The following is a 17,182-nucleotide window of genomic DNA, read 5'->3' on the forward strand; positions in this document are numbered from 1 at the left end:
GCACTCGGGATCAGCGCAAACCCGAAGTGCTTGCAGTCCCACCTGTGAAAGCTGTCTTCGCTCGCCAGATACTAGTTTGTCCCCGTTTGCATACGACTTAATCAGTTGTTTGTATCAAGCACTGTCATGCGTTTCGAACGTGTAGATTGAATCAACAGAGTAACCGTCCGGGCAATACACCTTCCTGATGCCATCGCTTAAGGCGATGGTGTCCACCTAAATTTAAGTGGACACCATTTTTAGCCTTTTTAAGCGGACGCCCATGCCACAAGAACGCCGTTCCTATTCCAAATCCTTTAAAGCCCAGGTCATTGCCGAGTGTGCGCAGGCTGACACCTCGATTGCCAATGTCGCCTTGACCCACAACCTCAATGCAAACCTTGTCCATAAATGGATTCGGGTGCATGCGCAGAAAAACCTGGCACTGCAAACTGCCTTTATTCCGGTCAAGGCATTGTCTTCGACAGCGGCCCCTCAAATTCCGGCCACGATTCGAATCGAAGTGCCTCATTCAAAAGGCGTAGTCGTGGTGAGTTGGCCGGCAGAAAGTGCAGCGGCATGTTCCGCTTTTCTGCGAGACCTGCTGCGATGATTCGCATCGACACCATCTGGCTCGCCATCGAGCCCATGGACATGCGCGCCGGCACTGAAACCGCGCTGGCGCGAGTTGTCGCGGTGTTCGGTGCGGCGAAGCCGCACTGTGCTTATCTGTTCGCCAACCGCCGCGCCAATCGTATGAAAGTGTTGGTGCATGACGGCGTGGGGATTTGGCTTGCAGCCCGGCGCTTGAATCAAGGGCGCTTCTTTTGGCCAGGCGTGCGGCACGGCTCTGAAGTCGAGTTGGATGCAGAGCAACTTCAAGCCTTGGTGCTCGGTTTACCTTGGCAACGCGTCGGTTCCGGAGGAGCCATCACGATGCTCTAATTCGTCTGCCATGGCGCGCTTGCCAGCGCAATTGGCCCATCCGTCTATCGCCGCCACTAGCCCTCTCTGGCAAAATCGGCGGCATGACTTCGCATCCGAATCTCGATCAATTAAACCCTGAAGAACTGCGCGCCTTGGCGGCGCAGTTGATCCAGCGCGTCGAGACGATGGACAAGCAAATCACTCATCACAAGTCGGTTAACGAGAAACTGGCCCACGAGATCGCACTGCTCAAACGCTTCAAGTTTGCCAAGCGCAGCGAGCAGTTGAGCCTGGATCAAGCCAGCCTGCTCGACGACTTGATCGATACGGATATCGCCGCTATCGAAGCCGAACTTGAGGCGCTGCAACCGGCACCTGTCGAAGCCAAAGTACGCCAGCAACCCAAGCGCGCACCTCTGCCACCGCAGTTTCCTCGCACGCTGATCCATCACGAACCGGACAACAGCCACTGCCAGTGCGGTTGCGCCCTCAAGCGCATCGGCGAAGATGCCAGCGAAAAGCTCGACTACACGCCCGGCGTGTTCACCGTCGAGCGCCACATCCGTGGAAAGTGGGCCTGCGAACAGTGCGAAACGTTGATCCAGGCGCCGGTACCGGCGCACGTCATCGACAAAGGCATCCCGACAGCGGGCCTGCTGGCTCACATCATGGTGGCCAAGTTCGCCGACCATCTGCCGCTGTATCGCCAAGAGAAAATCTTTGGCCGCGCCGGGCTGCCCATCGCTCGTTCGACCTTGGCGCAGTGGGTGGGCAACTGCGGCGTGCAACTTCAACCGCTGGTTGATGCGCTACGCGAAGCCGTGCTGACGCACGGCGTCGTCCACGCTGACGAAACGCCGGTACAAATGCTGACGCCTGGCGCGAAGAAAACTCATCGCGCTTACGTCTGGGCCTATGCCACCAGTCAGTTCTCCGATCTTGCGGCGGTCGTTTACGACTTCAGCCCGAGCCGTGCTGGCGAACATGCTCGAAATTTCCTCGGCCACTGGAACGGGAAGCTGGTCTGCGATGACTTCGCTGGCTACAAGGCAGGCTTTGAACTGGGCGTTACAGAAATCGGCTGCATGGCCCATGCACGCCGAAAGTTCTTCGACTTGCACGCGACCAACAAGAGCCAGATCGCCGAAAAAGCGCTGCACTACATCGCGGCCTTGTATGAAGTTGAACGAGAGGTACGCGAGCTGGAACCGGGTGTCCGGCAGCGAATACGGCAGGAAAAAGCAGCGCCGATCATCGACGCACTTCATACCTGGATGATCGCCCAGAGGCAGCTTGTGCCTGAGGGATCGGCCATCGCCAAGGCGTTGGATTACAGCCTCAAGCGCTGGATAGCGCTGACGCGCTATCTCAATGACGGTGCTGTGCCCATCGATAACAACTGGTGCGAGAATCAAATCCGGCCGTGGGCTCTTGGGCGCTCGAACTGGCTGTTCGCTGGCTCGTTACGTAGCGGTAAACGTGCGGCGGCGATCATGAGTTTGATCCAGTCGGCGCGGCTCAACGGGCATGATCCGTATGCATACCTGAAGGATGTTCTTACACGCCTGCCGACGCAGCGGGCGAGTGAGATCGCCGAGCTTCTGCCGCATAAGTGGAATCCTATCGAAGCGACTATTTTCCAAGCGTCTAATTTTTAGGAGAGAACCATAAAGGCTTTATCAATTGTACGGCCCAGTGGCGGCCGAATCGCTTCTGGCGAGAAAATCCTCGAAGTCCGTCGTTGGCATCCAGACTTAGATCCTTCCGAGGATCTCCTGATTGTGGAAAACGAGCGATTTCTCCATAACGATGGGGACGAAGACGATAACGGTATTGCCGTCGCAATTGTGCGCGTGAAAGCCGTGCGTCCCTTCATCCTCGCTGACATGCAAGCGGCCTGTGCAAGTTATTTTGAGGATGGCTGGCTCGCATGGGAGTTGAGTGACGTAAGGCCAGTCATACACCCTGTGACCATCCGTGCGGCACGGGGTATCTACGAGGTAGATTTCCTACTCCCAGACAGACGCTGAACATTGAGCAAGATGTGTTGGGCAGACGCTTACTCAACAGAGCCGACGATCAGAGGTTTTTTGACCAAGCAGCTTATCGAATCGATGCGTAAGATGGCGTTACTTGATGGCATCAGGAGGGTGCAAATGGCAGCTAGTAACTCGGACGGCTTTGAGTTGGACCAACAGGCAACCAAGAGCCATACCCCTCCTGGCTGGCCAATCCATACCGTTGAAATTGCACCACGAGGCAAGGCTCCAAAGAAATACGGCCCGACGACGTATCGGTTCGCTGCGACTTTGACGTTGAGTGTCATCCTGCCAAGAAGGGGGTGGACACTCGTGAAGAAGGCCAAAAACTACGTTTATCTCATTCCACCACCAGACCAGACCTCACCTCCGTTCGGCATCTCTATCGCGGTCCCAACACCAGCTGAGTGTTTGGATATCGCGCGCAGAAGCTATGCGAAAGGGTAATCATGGATAGCACAGTTAGGGCAATGGCCTGCTTGGTATCTTCATGAGAGGAATACCGACGTGCAGGAGATGCGGCGTGACCCGGCAACTGGAAAAATGGTGTCTCTTCTTCATGAGAATCCGCCAAAGTCGAGCCTTACTATCGGCGAGTGGGGTGTATGGGAGTTCGATGTCACGGGAATTGCCGGCGACTTTGCAATCGGAATACTTCCCCCTTCCCAAGCATCAGCAACGGCCTACGCCGTCGATAAGTCAACGCTTACAGAAGGAGCTTTGAAGACTGTCGAGCTGACAGTCTATGAGCGAAATGCCACCGCACGCAGGCTGTGCATCGCACATTATGGGCCAACGTGCCAAGCGTGCGGTTTGAACTATGAAGACAAGTACGGCCCGATAGGAGCTGACCTCATTCATGTTCATCATGTAACGCCTCTGTCCGCTATTGGCGAAGCGTATCAGGTAGACCCCGTACGCGACTTGATACCTCTTTGCGCAACTTGCCATCACGTAGTGCATAGGCGCGATCCTCCGTACTCATTAACCGAGATTCGAGCAGCCTTAACAGCCCAAGCCAGCCTAGTGGCCAGGTTTGACTAGGGCATGGATGATCGGCTCCTCTCGGAACTCGCACATTGCCGAATCGTCGTGGATAAAAACCGCATCGAAAACTGAATATGCATCCATGCTCGCCAGCAACGGAGCAAGGTACAACGCAGCTTTGGCAAAATTGACACCCGGCAGCGGCCAGTTGTCGTAGATGAGCAACCAGTTGGTGGGGTACCGCACGAAGCCATCGTCCATCGCTTTAAGGAGTTTCTCCCCGCCGCAGTGGGCCATCGCCGCCGCCCATTCATACTCAGGAGAGTCGCCGCCCCAAGCGCCCCCAGGGGCATCGGCCTCAATCTCGCGCCGAAGTTCTTCGGCCGATTTCTTGGGCTCTCTAGGCGTAGCGTGAGGGATGAAATAAACATCCGGCCCCAAGCCTCGCTCCCGTAGCACCTGGCTGCGGGCGGCATTCACTGGAACGGCTTCCGTATGCTCGATCCCTATGGACCTATTGGACATCTCCAGAAGGAAGTCCGGCTTATCCCTATGGTTAAGGGTCAGCGGAAAAAAGAGCTTTGCAGCCGGCAGGGTTGCAAGCAGGTGCGCAATGCAATAACGCTCCACATGTGGACTCTCACGTCGATCTGAACGTGCTGGAACACTGATGTCCAGTGCGGCAAGCCCGACCTTTAGCTCTTCAAGATTATTCGCGCAGAGAATGATATTCGACACATGCCCTCTCTTGAAGGACATACATGTCCCTGCTTGACCTTTTAATACTTTCACCATCTCGGGAGAGCACATGACCAGACTAACTGCCGAACTTAACTTCGTGATCATCGGAGGCCGCAAATCCGCAATACCTGTCCTTTTTCGTGCGTCGTACCAATCGCTCATCTTGCAAAAGCCAAACTGACTTGCAGAAACTCCACCGCGCCAACAAGCAGATATCTCTGCAAACCGCCAGTCGGAAATGTCGACACACTTAAGCGGATCGCAAGTGGTTCGAGCCATTTCAGCCACAACAACAGTCTGTCGACTATGCTCAATTGGTTGAAGTAAAAGCAGCTTACGACAGAGGTGGGGGCCGACTGCATCGCGAGCACAATGCGGAGGCAGAGATGGCATCAATATCAAGAAGACTCTTCCTGAAGGTAGGAGGTGGGGTTGCTGCAAGCGTGGCGATAGGTTTGCCCGAACTCACGCAAGCCGCGACACCAAAGCCAACGGCGGAGGGTCGAGTCAATCTTCCTTACCAAATGCAGGCGCTCTCCAAAGCTCAGAAATTGCAGGTCAACACACCAGTCCTATTTTCCTATCCCGACGCGGCCTCACCTTGCGCATTGATTAAGATGGGCACGCCCGTTCCAGGCGGTGTCGGCCCAGATCGAGACATTGTGGCCTACAGCACGCTATGCACGCATATGGGCTGTCCGGTGGCCTATGACCCTGGGCAAAAGGTGTTCAAATGTCCCTGCCATTTCAGCATTTTCGACCCTGAGAATATTGGCCAAATGGTTTCCGGACAAGCCACTGAGAACCTGCCGATCATAGTTCTTGAGTACAACCCAAATGACGATTCGGTCCGTGCTGTAGCCGTCGAAGGGTTGATCTACGGACGTCAGTCCAACCTCCTTTGATAAGGAGATTCAAATTGGCAACGAACAAAGATCGTGTGGCACTGCCTCCGACAGATGCCCAAAAGACCAACCTGACATGCCACTTCTGCATCGTGGGTTGTGGCTATCACGTGTACAAGTGGCCGGAAAATCGAGAGGGGGGACGGGCACCCGAAGAGAACGCACTGGGGCTCGACTTCCGCAAACAGTTGCCTCCGTTGGCTATCATCATGACGCCGGCAATGCAGAACACGATCACCGACAAGGACGGCAAGCGCTACAACATCATGATCGTGCCGGACAAGCAGTGCGAAGTTAATAAAGGGCTCTCATCCACACGAGGCGGGCAATTAGCCAAGGTCATGTATAACCCCGATGGCGTAGGCAAGGAGCGGCTACGCAGTCCACGTGTATATGTGGCTGACCAGTGGGTGGATACCAATTGGGATGATGCCTTGGCGCTTTATGCAGGTGTGACCAAGAAGATTCTCGATAGTGACGGGCCAGCCGTGCTCGCCTTTGACTGCTTCGATCACGGAGGCGCCGGAGGTGGATTCGAGAATACCTGGGGCACCGGCAAGCTGATGTTCACGGCGCTACAAACGCCATTGGTACGTATCCACAATCGCCCCGCCTATAACTCCGAATGCCACGCCACACGCGAGATGGGCATTGGCGAACTCAACAACAGCTACGAAGACGCGGAGTTGGCTGACGTCATAGTTGCCATCGGCTGCAACTCATATGAAACCCAAACCAACTACTTCTTGGCGCACTGGGTTCCCAATTTGCAGGGGCAGACGGTCGACAAGCGTAAACAGCGTTTTCCGGGAGAAACCGTTGCTCCTGCCAAGGTGATTTTTGTCGACCCTCGTAGGACGCCGACCATCGCTATAGCGGAGCAAGCCGCAGGTAAGGACAACGTGCTGCACTTGGATATCGAACCGGGAACGGATATCGCTTTGTTCAATGGCCTGCTGACCTACGTGGTCGACCAAAAATGGCATGACGAAGAATTTATCGCGGCCCACACCAAAGCATTTGACCAGGCACTTCAAGCCAATCGAATGTCGCTGGAGGATACCAGTCACGTTACAGGGGTATCGGTAGACAAGCTCAAGCTAGCAGCCGAATGGGCTTACAAACCCAAAGCCTCCGGCCATCGCCCCCATACCATGCACGCCTATGAAAAAGGAATCATCTGGGGCAATGACAACTACCTCATCCAGTCTGCCTTGGTCGACTTGGTTCTGGCGACCCACAACGTCGGACGACGAGGTACGGGTGTGGTACGCATGGGCGGGCATCAAGAGGGTTACACACGCCCCCCTTATCCAGGCAATACCAAGATCTATGTGGATCAGGAGATCATCAACGGCAAGGGCATGATGTACACGGCATGGGGGGCTAATCCCTTCCAAACCACGCTGAATGCTGAGCAACATCGTGCGGTCATTCTGAAACGTGCCAACATTGTCAGGGAGGCCATGGCCAATGTTCGCGGCGGTACAACGGCGCAGATGGTGGATGCGGTCTACGACGCAGTGAAAAACAAAGGTGGTCTCTTCGTCGCCAACATCAACCTCTACCCAACCAAGCTTGCAGAAGCTGCCCATGTGATGCTGCCGGCAGCCCATCCTGGAGAAATAAATCTCACCTCAATGAATGGGGAACGCCGGATGCGCCTTTCACAAAAATTCATGGACCCCCCTGGTTCAGCGAAAGCCGATTGCCTGATCGCTGCGGCTATCGCTAGAACCCTCCGGCAGATGTATACGGACGAAGGGAAACAGGACATGGCTGCGCGCTTTGCAGGGTTCGACTGGAATAGCGAGGAGGACGCCTTCAATGACGGCTTCCGTATGGCTGGCCAACCCGGTGCGGGCCCAATCGACAGTCAGGGCGGGACCACGGGCAACCTTGTCACCTACGAGCGCCTGAAAGCGATGGGCAACAATGGCGTCCAGTTACCCACCAAGGAATATCGAAACGGCAAGCTGATCGGCACCGAAATGCTCTACACCGATTACAAGTTTGACACTCCGGACGGCAAAGCGGAGTTCAAGCCAGCAACATGGCCCGGATTGCCGAAACCGGTGGCAGAACAGAAGGAGAAGCACCAGTTCTGGGTCAACAATGGGCGCATCAATGAAGTGTGGCAAACGCTCTACCACGACCAATACAACGATTTTGTACAGCGTCGCGTGCCGATGGCTTATCTGGAAATCAACCCAGACGATGCACAAGCGCTGACGATTGAATCTGGAGACGTGGTTGAGGTGTTCAACGATTACGGTTCGTCCTATGCGTTGGCCTATCTGGAGCCCGACATCAAACGAAATCAAACCTTCATGCAGTTCGGTCATTTCAACGGTGTGATGGGTGATTTGACTACCCCATGGACCGATCGAAACGTGGTGCCCTATTACAAAGGCACATGGGCGAGTATCCGTCGAATCGGGAAGGTGGAGGAGTTCAAAGAGAATATCAGCTTCAAGACGCGCAGGTTTAGTACGTAAAAACAGTCTTCATGTACTAGCGTGACGCTTTTTTACGAGCGCGTTAAACCAAGCCCCCCCGCCTATGTAAGCGCATATTGCGGGAGGCTTCGTTGTTTGTGCCTACAGTCCAAGCTCTCCTAGGAATGCATACCTGTAACGGCTCGCGTTTGAAATCGGCCGCGCTCGCAATCAATGCGATTCCCGGCTCAGATTAACTGCAACTGACGGAGCAGCCGGGCTCACATTCACTGCGAGTGAGCTTGCATTCAGATGCGTCGGCTTGCATTCCATCATCGTGGGCTCACGCTTTCTGCAATTAACCAGAGCCACTTTCCAGAGGCAAAGCGAATTAGTCGTCGTGACGGGTACTGATCTTTTGTGTGTAGGGGCTATCAGGCTCGAATGCCGCCCTCTTATCCGCGCGAGACATAAAGCGTTGATAGCACTCCAGGCCACAGAAGTGCACGACGTACTCAGAACCTTCCGGCGTAAGTGCGGCGTCAAGGGGAATGTCCTTGCAACATTCGCAGCAGCTGATGGTAGGGGTGTTGTTTGCGTTCATGATGGGGTTCCTCCGTCGTCCAAGAAAACTTAGTAACGCTTCCGTACCCGTGATCGAACCTGTGCGCAGATCGACCTGCGGCCGGTAGTGCAGAAGAATTCCCGGCGCTCCCAACTCTGCCGCAACTCGGCAGCGGAGACCGCGCAGTGGTCTGAGCGGATCACGGCCGCTCCCGAAAGGCCCGCAGTGCCGCTCTCAGAAAGAGGATGAAGAGAACCGCCAGCACGAGCGCAGCGAGGCTCCAATGTTCGCTGACGAAGGCCCCGGCCGCAGTCCCCGAAAGCAGCAATGCCAGCACCGGCAAATGGCAGGGGCAAGTGAGCGCGGCGAGCGCACCCCACGTGTAGGCGCGCCAGCGGGGTATCTTGATTGATTCGGATTGGTTGGTGTTACGCATGGGCGTGACCTTCGACGGCGCAATGGGTCAGCCCGGCCAACTCCGTTTTCACTGCGGCTAAAGCCGCCTGCCGTGTCGCGATTTGCCGAAGCAAGCGCTCGATACACCCGATCACATCGGTACTATCGTGCGCATCGAGCGCTCGACAGAGCCGCGCCAATTCGTCGAGCCCGATACCGGACTCGAAGGCGGCACGCACGAAGCACAGCCGCGCAAGGGACCGCTCATCGAAAATGCCGTAACCGCTTTCCGTGCGCCGCGCGGGGTGCAGCAAGCCGCGCAGCACATAATCTCGGACTATATGGACACTAACGCCCGCGTCCTCGGCCAATCTGGATATGGAGTAGGCATTCATCGCCGACACCCCCGATCTTCACCGCAAACTGGGGCGCTCAGATATCTCCTTCCGGCTAGGCGCTCAGGTAACCAGATGAGCAACGGTGCAGCACCCAGAGCCAGTAGCAGCCACAGCCTGGAGAGATGCTCGCCGTTTTGGTCAAACACATAAGCCAGTAGCGCACCAACCGCGAGCAACAGGAAGTAAGGCCCCGTGATGTAGCAGTGAAGGCGGCGACAACGCGTGGCGTTGACCAGGCAGGCGCCGCCCATCACGGCCAGCGCGGCGCCCGCTGCCAGGAACAACGCGGGGCGTCGATCTGACAGAACAATCGCTATCGTCGCCACGACGGCAGGCAGCCCCCAGAAGCTGACCACCTGCCATGTCTTGCGTAGGCTGTCGCACCTACCGAGATCGCCTGCCGTGTTGCTCATGTTTCAACCTCGCTCTCTCATTACCCTGCGCAGCAGGACAATTGTTTGACGTCCTTGTTAAAGGTCTGTGCGGCGAGCTTCAGCCCCTCGACCATCGTCAGGTAGGGGAACAACTGATCGGCCAGTTCCTGCACCGTCATCCGGGCGCGGATGGCAATGGCGGCGGTCTGGATGATTTCGCCCGCTTCCGGAGTCACCGCCTGCACACCCAGCAGCCGGCCGGAGCCCGCTTCGGCGACCAACTTGATGAAACCCCGCGTGTCGAAGTTGGCCAGCGCGCGCGGCACGTTGTCCAGGGTCAAGGTGCGGCTGTCGGTTTCGATCCCGGCGTGGTGCGCTTCGGCTTCGCTGTAGCCGACGGTGGCCACTTGCGGATCGGTGAACACCACGGCCGGCATGACGTCGAGATTGAGCTTTGCCTCGCCGCCGGTCATGTTGATTGCCGCGCGGGTGCCAGCAGCCGCCGCCACATAGACGAACTGCGGCTGGTCGGTGCAGTCGCCGGCCGCATAGATATCCGCTGCGCTGGTGCGCATGCCCTGATCAATCCGGATTCCACCGCGCTCGTCCAGCTTCACGCCGGCGCCGTCCAGATTCAGGCCCTGGGTGTTCGGCAAGCGCCCGGTGGCAATGAGCAGTTGGTCGGCACGTAACTCACCATGGTTGGTGGTCAGTACGAACTCGCCGTTGGCGTGGGACACCTGGCTGGCTTGCGTTTGCTCCAGCACTTCGATGCCCTCCATACGGAAGGCCTCCGTCACCGCCGCGCCGATGGCCGGGTCTTCACGGAAGAACATCGCACTGCGTGCCAGGATCGTGACCTCGCTACCCAGCCGGGCGAAGGCCTGCGCCAGTTCCACCGCCACTACGGAGGCGCCGATCACGGCGAGCCGCTTAGGGATTGTATCGCTCGCCAGCGCCTCGTCCGAGGTCCAGTACGGCGTGTCTTTCAGCCCTGGAATCGGCGGAACGGCCGCGCTTGCGCCGGTGGCGACCAGGCAGCGGTCGAAGGCTACGATGTGCCCGCCACCCTCGGCCAGTTCCACGCTGAGCGTGTGGCCGTCCTGGAAACGGGCGGTGCCACGCAGCACACTGATGGCTGGGGTGCTCTCCAGAATACCTTCGTATTTGGCGTGGCGCAGTTCGTCGACACGGCCTTGCTGCTGCGCGAGCAGTCGCTCGCGCAGGACCGTCGGCGTCGTGGCGGACAATCCAGTGTCGAACGGACTCTCGCGGCGCAGATGGGCCACATGCGCGGCACGAATCATGATCTTGGAGGGCACGCAGCCCACGTTGACGCAGGTGCCGCCGATGAGACCGCGCTCGATGAGGGTAACGCGGGCACCGCCTTCCACCGCCTTGAGCGCGGCCGCCATCGCCGCGCCACCGCTGCCGATGACCGCAATGTGGAGCCTGCCGTCTTCTTTCCCGGCGCCAGTGCTGCCGCTCAACCAGCCCCGCGCCTTGTCGAGCAGGCCAGGACGGGTTTGTATCGTGGAGTCGTCGAACGCCGCTCGATACCCCAGAGCCTCGACGGCGGCCTGCATTTGCTCTCGGCTTACGCCCTCGTCGGCCTTCAATTCGGCCTTCCCGCTGGCGTAGGAAACCTCCGCCTGATGCACGCCCGGAATCTTCTCCAAGGCATCTTTCACATGCTCGACACAGGAGGCGCAGGTCATGCCGACGATTTGCAGTTTGGTCATAGCGTTATTCCTCAGATGGGTCTCTTTTCGGTATCACTGTTTCTGCGGAGTCGGACAGGAATCCGGCCCGCAACGGCGGTTGGCGGGCGACACCAGATCCCATATCGACACCCCAAACATGAGAGCCAGGCCGATGTAGAGCAACCAGCCACTCCGCCAGCCGTGAGCCAGCATCAAAAACACCGCTGCCAGCATCAGGACAGGGCCGATCAGACTGAGCGCAGTCCGTCGCCACTGCCGATGATTGAGCCAGCCAAGGGCATTAACGAGCAGAGCCAGTCCAGCAAACAGGGGCAGCAGCGTGGTGATGAACAGGCCTTCCCACTGGCTCAAAAAGCCCAGACCGATCGCGGCCCCCAAGCTGGCAAGGGCGGGAAAACACGAGGCGCAACCTATGGCGGAAACCAGCACGCCGACAGAACCGGCTTTGTCACCGATCCGCGTGAACAGATTGAAAGAATTTGCCATTGGAATGCCCGCCTATTGCTTGACGCTGGACGGGTAGCCGGCGTCCTCAGTCGCCTTGGTCAGCGCCGGGGCATTGGTCTTGGTATCGTCGAAGATGACGGTAGCCTCGCGGTTCTCGAAGCTCACCTCAGCCTTGGTCACGCCATCGACCTTGGTCAACGCCTTCTTCACCGTAATCGGGCAGGCGGCGCAGGTCATGCCGGGCACCGACAGGGTAACGGTCTGGATGGCCGCCCAGACAGGTGTGGCGACGAGAGTGGCAAGGGCGAAGGATGCGAGCAGTTTTTTCATGGCGAACTCCTGATCAGTAGAACAAGGGAAGGATGTAAGGGAAGCCGAGCGCAACCAGCGCCAATGCCGCAACCACCCAGAAGAGCAGCTTGTAGGTGGTGCGTACCTGAGGGATGGCGCAGACATCGCCCGGCTTACAAACTTGTTGCGGTCGAAAAATGCGCCGGTAGGCAAAAAACAGCGCGATCAACGCCCCGCCGATAAAGATCGGGCGATAAGGTTCCAGCACGGTCAGGTTGCCGATCCAGGCCCCGCTGAATCCCAGTGCGATCAGTACCAACGGCCCAAGACAGCAAGTCGAGGCGAGAATCGCAGCAAGCGCCCCGGCAACAAGAGGGGCGCGCCCGTTTGATGGTTCAGACATGCATTTCTCCTTTCGAGCATTTGATCGATGGTTTAAGGTTAATCCCGTAGTCAAGTACGGAATCAAGCGGTATGAAAAACAATGTGGAAAGTCTGACCATCGGCGCCTTTGCCAAGGCGGCCGGGGTCAACGTGGAAACCATCCGGTTCTATCAACGCAAGGAGCTGTTGCCCGAACCGGACAAGCCCTACGGCAGCATTCGCCGCTACGGCGAGGCGGATGTCGCACGGGTGAAATTCGTAAAATCCGCGCAACGGCTAGGCTTTAGTCTCGAAGAAGTGGGCGGGCTATTGAGGCTGGATGACGGCTCTCACTGCGATGAAGCGCGCGTGCTCGCCGAGCAGAAGCTCGGGGATGTGCGGGGGAAACTTGCGGATTTAAAGCGGATCGAGTCAGTTTTGGAGCAACTGGTTCACGACTGTTGTGCGAGCCACGGGACTGTTTCCTGTCCGCTGATCGTTTCACTGCATAGGAACAAAGAGCCGCGTTGACCTACGATCTCCAGCTTCGTAAGGCGCCTCTGTTTGTCGGCTGGAGCTTAAAAAAAGCGGCGCTCAATGAGCGCCGCTGAATGGCCAAAGGAGCACTTGCAGAGGCCACAGATGGGTAACTGACATTTACGCTCGCGCCTCATCTGGACAGACTCACGCTGAGTCTGGTCGAGCGGAGCGTGCAGCAGTCGCTCATGTCCTACCTTGCAGATGGACAGGCGGGCTGCTCTTCGACACGGCCAGCCGCCGTGGCCCCTCGTTGCTCAGTCTTCACCACCAAGGCCGCCTCAGCCTTGTCGCGTATAGCAGCCCTCCGCTCAATCAATCGATCGCTCCCGCCTTCGGCCCATATGGTGGATGACAGCAGAGTCGAACCCACTATCAGCAGCAGTCTTAGGTATTTCATAACAGCCTCCTCTCGGGTTTTCTACCCACGACTCGACTCTATCTCCGTAGTTAAGTACGGAATCAAGCAGAGGATAGAGTTGGAGTACCTGGACTATTGCGCTGAGAGGAGATGGCAGGGCTTAAGTGCACTTTCTGTTCCGTTGCTCCTCAGCCCCCAGACTCAGATCGGCAACCCCGCTGCCAGCATCTTGTCCCGCAGCTCAGCGGCGCGCGCCGGATCGAGCGCGTTGCTAAACAGCGCCTTGATCTCATTGGGTCTGGCGTCGAACTGATCTACCAGATCCTTGATGCGGTAACCGTGGCGCGTCAGGGTCGGTTCCAGATCATCCAGTTGACGCGACAGCACTGATTCCACCAGCTCCGCCGAGACCGGTTTCTCGCCAGTCAGGTATCCCATCAACATGGCTTTGTCCAACTATTCAGTGAGAGCCCAGTGTAGTCGGATATTGAAAGCTGGAGACTGTAGCTGGATGTCAGCAATGCGGGTTTGCGCGAGGGTTGCCTGCTGAGAGACGGCCGTCCAACAAACCCTGGTTTATTGGACGGTCTGAGCGAGGGGCGTTCAGTTGCAGAAAGCGTGAGCCCATTGAGATTAAATGCAAGCCGGCGCGGCTGAATGCAAGCTCGCTCGCAGCTAATGTGAGCCCGAGGGCTTCATCAGCCGCAGTTAATCTGAGCTGGAAATTGCATCGATTGCGAGCCCGGCCGTTTTCAAACGCGAGCCGTTACACATACCCTGTAGAGGAGTTCCCTCTCAATGAGCTGGATCAGTTGGAGCCCAAATTGAGTCGCTATACTGGACCGTCTTGCATCGATCCAAGGTTCGTCCGATGACTGATTCGCTGAGCGCTCAATTAGACGTAGTAATTATTGGCGGGGGGCAATCAGCCTTGGCTGTAGCGTATTTCCTGCGCCGCACACTTCTTTCGTTCGTCATCCTCGACGCAGAGGAAGAACCCGGTGGTGCCTGGCTACATGGCTGGAACTCGTTGCATCTATTCTCACCCGCCACTTGGAGTTCGATCCCTGGCTGGATGATGCCCCCTACGCAAGATGGCTACCCTTCACGGAATCATGTGATTGAGTACCTCAACCAGTACGAGCAGCGCTACCAATTCCCGGTTGAGCGCCCGGTACGGGTCACTTCTGTTGAGCGTACGGAATCTGGCCTACGAGTACGTTCTGCTGACAAGCACTGGGATGCCGAGGTTGTTGTCAGCGCTACAGGCACCTGGAGCAATCCCTACGTACCTCACTACCCCAATGCAGAGCTATTCAAAGGTCAGCAGCTGCACTCCGCGAACTATGTCGAAGCGCAGCCGTTCGTGGGCAAAAAGGTGTTGGTGGTGGGTGGAGGTAACTCAGGAGCACAAATTCTTGCCGAAGTTTCAAAGGTCGCTGAGACCACGTGGGTAACCCCAGTAGAACCGATGTTCTTGCCTGACGATGTGGATGGGCGGGTATTGTTCGAGCGTGCAACTGAGCGCTGGAAAGCCCAGCTGGAGGGGCGCGTCATTGAGCAGCCGGTTGGTGGGCTGGGCGATATCGTCATGGTTGCGCCCGTTGCCGAAGCCCGAGAGCGCAACGTGCTCAAGTCTGTACGACCTTTCGAAAGTTTTACGCCTAATGGGGTTGTTTGGGTCGATGGTTCCGAGTCTGCGGTGGACGCGGTGATTTGGTGCACCGGATTTCGGCCAGCCCTTCAGCATCTGGATTCACTGGGGGTGGTCAACTCCGAGGGCCGCGTTAAGGTCGAAGGCACCCACTCGATCAAAAAGCCAGGGCTGTGGCTGGTCGGTTACGGCGAGTGGACAGGTTCAGCTTCCGCCACACTGATCGGTGTAACACGAACAGCACGGAGCACAGTCAATGAGATCGTGGCCGTTCTCGCCGATCAGTCCACCTGAAGTGGCCGGCAGCCGACCTTGAAGTACACCGCTGATAGTTGAGGGGAATCTTGCCTGACATCTTCCACAGAAGCGTAAAGCTCGACACTGGCCATGCACTCGTTTATGCGCTGAAGGAGGATGTCCTTCAGCCGTCCTTGGCTGCTGGCTGGGCAGTCGCTACCCTCTTTCATCGCCAGGGATGCTCGCTTCTCGTCGCGGCCAATCAGACTGTCAAACTCCGCCGTACAATCACCCCATTGCAGGCTGTCGGCGGAAAGCCGAAATGACGGTAGCGCCAAAGCATCCCTCTGGGTATTGCGCCACTCGCCTATAAACCATGTCCCTTCAATCGTCTTGTCCATACCGGACGGACGCTTGGCGGGTGTCTCGCCTTGATCACAAGCGGTCAATGCAACCGCAGTAATCACCACAAAAGACAGTGTAGGTATGTCGATAAACTTGCTCATGACGTGCCTCCGACATGTGTTGATTCAGGCTCTGCCAATTCCTCCACACGCACGTAGCGCGAAGAGGTTCACTCCCTCCTGCCTGACGGTTTCATATCGCCTCAGCATGCCTGGGTAAGGCGATAGAAATTAGAGCGGCCAGCAACACGAATGCGCTCGATATCCACAAGCATGCTTCCAGCCCATACACCTGATAAACCCAGCCGGACAGCACTGTGCCGATCAACCGCCCCATGGCGTTGGACATGTAATAAAAACCCACATCCAGCGACACGCCATCTTCCTTGGCGTAGGACACGATCAGGTAGCTGTGCAGCGACGAATTCACCGCGAACAACGCACCAAAAACCATCAATCCGCCCAGCAGCACCGCCTGTTGCGACAGCCCGGTGTTCAGTCCGAGAGCAATTGCCGCAGGCAGGCCGGCCAGTGCCAGCGCCCAGAGAAATGCCGCACGACCATCCGGCACGTGCCCTCGCTTCTTGCCGGTGATGTTGGGCGCGAAGGATTGCACGATGCCGTAGCCAATCACCCAGGCCGCCAGGAAGCCGCCAACCTTCCAGAAGTCCCAGCCAAACACGCTGCTGAGGTACACCGGTAAGGCCACCACAAACCAGACATCACGGGCACCGAACAGAAACATCCGCGCCGCTGAGAGGATATTGATCGCCCGGCTCTTGGACAGGATGTCGCGAAACTTGGGCTTGGCTTTTGCTTTGCCCAGGTCCTTCTTCAACAGGACCAAGCTGCTGATCCAGATCAGCGCCAAGACACCCGCCATGGCCAACAAGGCGCCTTTGAAGCCGATGAGTGCCAGCAAGGCTCCACCCAGAAAAAAGCCAACCCCCTTGAGTGCGTTTTTCGAGCCGGTGAGGATTGCCACCCACTGGTAGAGCTTGCCCTGTTGCCCATCCGGAACCAGAAGCTTAATGGAGCTTTTGGCACTCATCTTGTTCAGGTCTTTGGCGATCCCGGACAGCGCTTGAGCGCCCATCACCCATGGAATGGTCAGCCAGGCTACCGGAACCGTGAGCATCAACAGCGCGGCGACCTGGAGGCCCAGCCCGATGTTCATGGTCCGGTTCAGCCCTAGCCGGGCGCCGAGGTAGCCACCCACCAGGTTGGTGATCACGCCAAAGAGTTCGTAGAACAGAAACAACGCCGCGATTTGCAGTGGGCTGTAGCCCAACGCGTGAAAGTGCAGCACCACCAACATGCGCAAAGCACCATCGGTGAGGGTGAAGGCCCAGTAGTTGCCCGTCACGAGCAGGTACTGCCGCACTTCCGGAGCGAGGGCTGACAACACTTTCATG

Annotated in this window: 21 protein-coding genes and 1 pseudogene; 9 read left to right on the forward strand and 13 right to left on the reverse strand. The window is 57.4% G+C overall.

The window, feature by feature from the left end; all coding sequences use genetic code 11:
* Positions 1-262: 262 nt before the first annotated feature.
* From tnpA to ACIGDJ_RS03655, 5 genes are all read left to right on the forward strand, one after another.
* Complete coding sequence (gene tnpA, locus ACIGDJ_RS03635; protein ID WP_260688095.1) at positions 263-592, forward strand: IS66-like element accessory protein TnpA; 330 nt, start codon at positions 263-265, stop codon at positions 590-592.
* Positions 589-924 carry an IS66 family insertion sequence element accessory protein TnpB gene (tnpB, locus tag ACIGDJ_RS03640; protein ID WP_260688094.1) on the forward strand — a complete coding sequence of 112 codons (336 nt, stop codon included), beginning with the start codon at positions 589-591 and terminating at the stop codon, positions 922-924. Before tnpA ends, tnpB begins: the two co-directional genes overlap by 4 nt.
* Before the next feature lie 83 nt (positions 925-1,007).
* Positions 1,008-2,564, forward strand: a complete 1,557-nt coding sequence (gene tnpC / locus ACIGDJ_RS03645) for an IS66 family transposase (RefSeq protein WP_222019382.1) — start codon at positions 1,008-1,010, stop codon at positions 2,562-2,564.
* A gap of 24 nt (positions 2,565-2,588) precedes the next feature.
* On the forward strand, positions 2,589-2,936 hold the full coding sequence (locus ACIGDJ_RS03650) for an ASCH domain-containing protein (protein ID WP_339533374.1): 348 nt from the start codon (positions 2,589-2,591) through the stop codon (positions 2,934-2,936).
* Positions 2,937-3,488: 552 nt separating this feature from the next.
* Complete coding sequence (locus ACIGDJ_RS03655) at positions 3,489-3,989, forward strand: HNH endonuclease (RefSeq protein ID WP_260688117.1); 501 nt, start codon at positions 3,489-3,491, stop codon at positions 3,987-3,989.
* On the opposite strand, the gene ACIGDJ_RS03660 is transcribed toward ACIGDJ_RS03655, so the two are convergent.
* Positions 3,969-4,670, reverse strand: a complete 702-nt coding sequence (locus ACIGDJ_RS03660) for a hypothetical protein (protein WP_397478341.1) — start codon at positions 4,668-4,670, stop codon at positions 3,969-3,971. The genes ACIGDJ_RS03655 and ACIGDJ_RS03660 overlap by 21 nt on opposite strands.
* Before the next feature lie 389 nt (positions 4,671-5,059).
* Between ACIGDJ_RS03660 and ACIGDJ_RS03665 the strand changes: the two genes are divergently transcribed.
* On the forward strand, positions 5,060-5,578 hold the full coding sequence (locus ACIGDJ_RS03665; RefSeq protein ID WP_102599784.1) for an arsenate reductase (azurin) small subunit: 519 nt from the start codon (positions 5,060-5,062) through the stop codon (positions 5,576-5,578).
* A 14-nt stretch (positions 5,579-5,592) separates the two neighbouring features.
* Entirely contained in the window at positions 5,593-8,076 is a 2,484-nt protein-coding gene (locus ACIGDJ_RS03670) for an arsenate reductase (azurin) large subunit (RefSeq protein ID WP_222018989.1), read from the forward strand.
* A gap of 331 nt (positions 8,077-8,407) precedes the next feature.
* Here ACIGDJ_RS03670 and ACIGDJ_RS03675 read toward each other — a convergent pair.
* From ACIGDJ_RS03675 to merT, 8 genes and pseudogenes are all read right to left on the reverse strand, one after another.
* A pseudogene (locus tag ACIGDJ_RS03675) lies at positions 8,408-8,626 on the reverse strand (DUF3330 domain-containing protein); the annotation flags it as partial.
* Positions 8,627-8,780: 154 nt separating this feature from the next.
* Positions 8,781-9,017, reverse strand: a complete 237-nt coding sequence (gene merE / locus ACIGDJ_RS03680) for a broad-spectrum mercury transporter MerE (protein WP_019819729.1) — start codon at positions 9,015-9,017, stop codon at positions 8,781-8,783.
* The gene (gene merD, locus ACIGDJ_RS03685; RefSeq protein ID WP_010466052.1) at positions 9,010-9,372 is read right to left on the reverse strand and encodes a mercuric resistance transcriptional repressor MerD; all 363 of its coding nucleotides are present in this window, start codon (positions 9,370-9,372) and stop codon (positions 9,010-9,012) included. Before merD ends, merE begins: the two co-directional genes overlap by 8 nt.
* On the reverse strand, positions 9,369-9,788 hold the full coding sequence (locus ACIGDJ_RS03690) for a hypothetical protein (protein ID WP_222018988.1): 420 nt from the start codon (positions 9,786-9,788) through the stop codon (positions 9,369-9,371). Before ACIGDJ_RS03690 ends, merD begins: the two co-directional genes overlap by 4 nt.
* A gap of 20 nt (positions 9,789-9,808) precedes the next feature.
* A complete protein-coding gene (gene merA / locus ACIGDJ_RS03695) occupies positions 9,809-11,491 on the reverse strand; it encodes a mercury(II) reductase (RefSeq protein ID WP_222018987.1) in 1,683 nt (560 codons plus the stop codon).
* A gap of 33 nt (positions 11,492-11,524) precedes the next feature.
* The gene (gene merC / locus ACIGDJ_RS03700) at positions 11,525-11,959 is read right to left on the reverse strand and encodes an organomercurial transporter MerC (protein ID WP_222018986.1); all 435 of its coding nucleotides are present in this window, start codon (positions 11,957-11,959) and stop codon (positions 11,525-11,527) included.
* Between the two features lie 12 nt (positions 11,960-11,971).
* Positions 11,972-12,250 (reverse strand): mercury resistance system periplasmic binding protein MerP, encoded by a 279-nt coding sequence (gene merP, locus ACIGDJ_RS03705; RefSeq protein ID WP_222018985.1) that lies wholly within the window; start codon positions 12,248-12,250, stop codon positions 11,972-11,974.
* 13 nt (positions 12,251-12,263) lie between these two features.
* Complete coding sequence (gene merT, locus ACIGDJ_RS03710) at positions 12,264-12,614, reverse strand: mercuric ion transporter MerT (protein ID WP_032860806.1); 351 nt, start codon at positions 12,612-12,614, stop codon at positions 12,264-12,266.
* 71 nt (positions 12,615-12,685) lie between these two features.
* Between merT and merR the strand changes: the two genes are divergently transcribed.
* Positions 12,686-13,105, forward strand: coding sequence for an Hg(II)-responsive transcriptional regulator (gene merR / locus ACIGDJ_RS03715; protein ID WP_222018984.1), 420 nt, complete (start codon positions 12,686-12,688; stop codon positions 13,103-13,105).
* A 199-nt stretch (positions 13,106-13,304) separates the two neighbouring features.
* Here merR and ACIGDJ_RS03720 read toward each other — a convergent pair whose 3' ends face one another.
* Positions 13,305-13,511: a co-regulatory protein PtrA N-terminal domain-containing protein gene (locus ACIGDJ_RS03720; RefSeq protein ID WP_313902821.1), complete on the reverse strand. Its 207-nt coding sequence runs from the start codon at positions 13,509-13,511 to the stop codon at positions 13,305-13,307.
* Between the two features lie 162 nt (positions 13,512-13,673).
* Positions 13,674-13,916, reverse strand: a complete 243-nt coding sequence (locus tag ACIGDJ_RS03725) for a phosphoribulokinase (protein WP_222018983.1) — start codon at positions 13,914-13,916, stop codon at positions 13,674-13,676.
* Between the two features lie 427 nt (positions 13,917-14,343).
* On the opposite strand from ACIGDJ_RS03725, the gene ACIGDJ_RS03730 reads away from it, so the two are divergent.
* A complete protein-coding gene (locus ACIGDJ_RS03730; protein ID WP_222018982.1) occupies positions 14,344-15,420 on the forward strand; it encodes an ArsO family NAD(P)H-dependent flavin-containing monooxygenase in 1,077 nt (358 codons plus the stop codon).
* Here the strand turns inward: ACIGDJ_RS03730 and ACIGDJ_RS03735 are convergent.
* Entirely contained in the window at positions 15,408-15,869 is a 462-nt protein-coding gene (locus ACIGDJ_RS03735; protein ID WP_222018981.1) for a hypothetical protein, read from the reverse strand. The two genes, ACIGDJ_RS03730 and ACIGDJ_RS03735, sit on opposite strands and share 13 nt — an antisense overlap.
* A gap of 91 nt (positions 15,870-15,960) precedes the next feature.
* Positions 15,961-17,181, reverse strand: coding sequence for an organoarsenical effux MFS transporter ArsJ (gene arsJ, locus ACIGDJ_RS03740; RefSeq protein ID WP_222018980.1), 1,221 nt, complete (start codon positions 17,179-17,181; stop codon positions 15,961-15,963).
* Position 17,182 lies beyond the last annotated feature (1 nt).

The organism is Pseudomonas sp. NPDC079367 (genome assembly GCF_044542195.1).
Lineage (GTDB): Bacteria > Pseudomonadota > Gammaproteobacteria > Pseudomonadales > Pseudomonadaceae > Aquipseudomonas.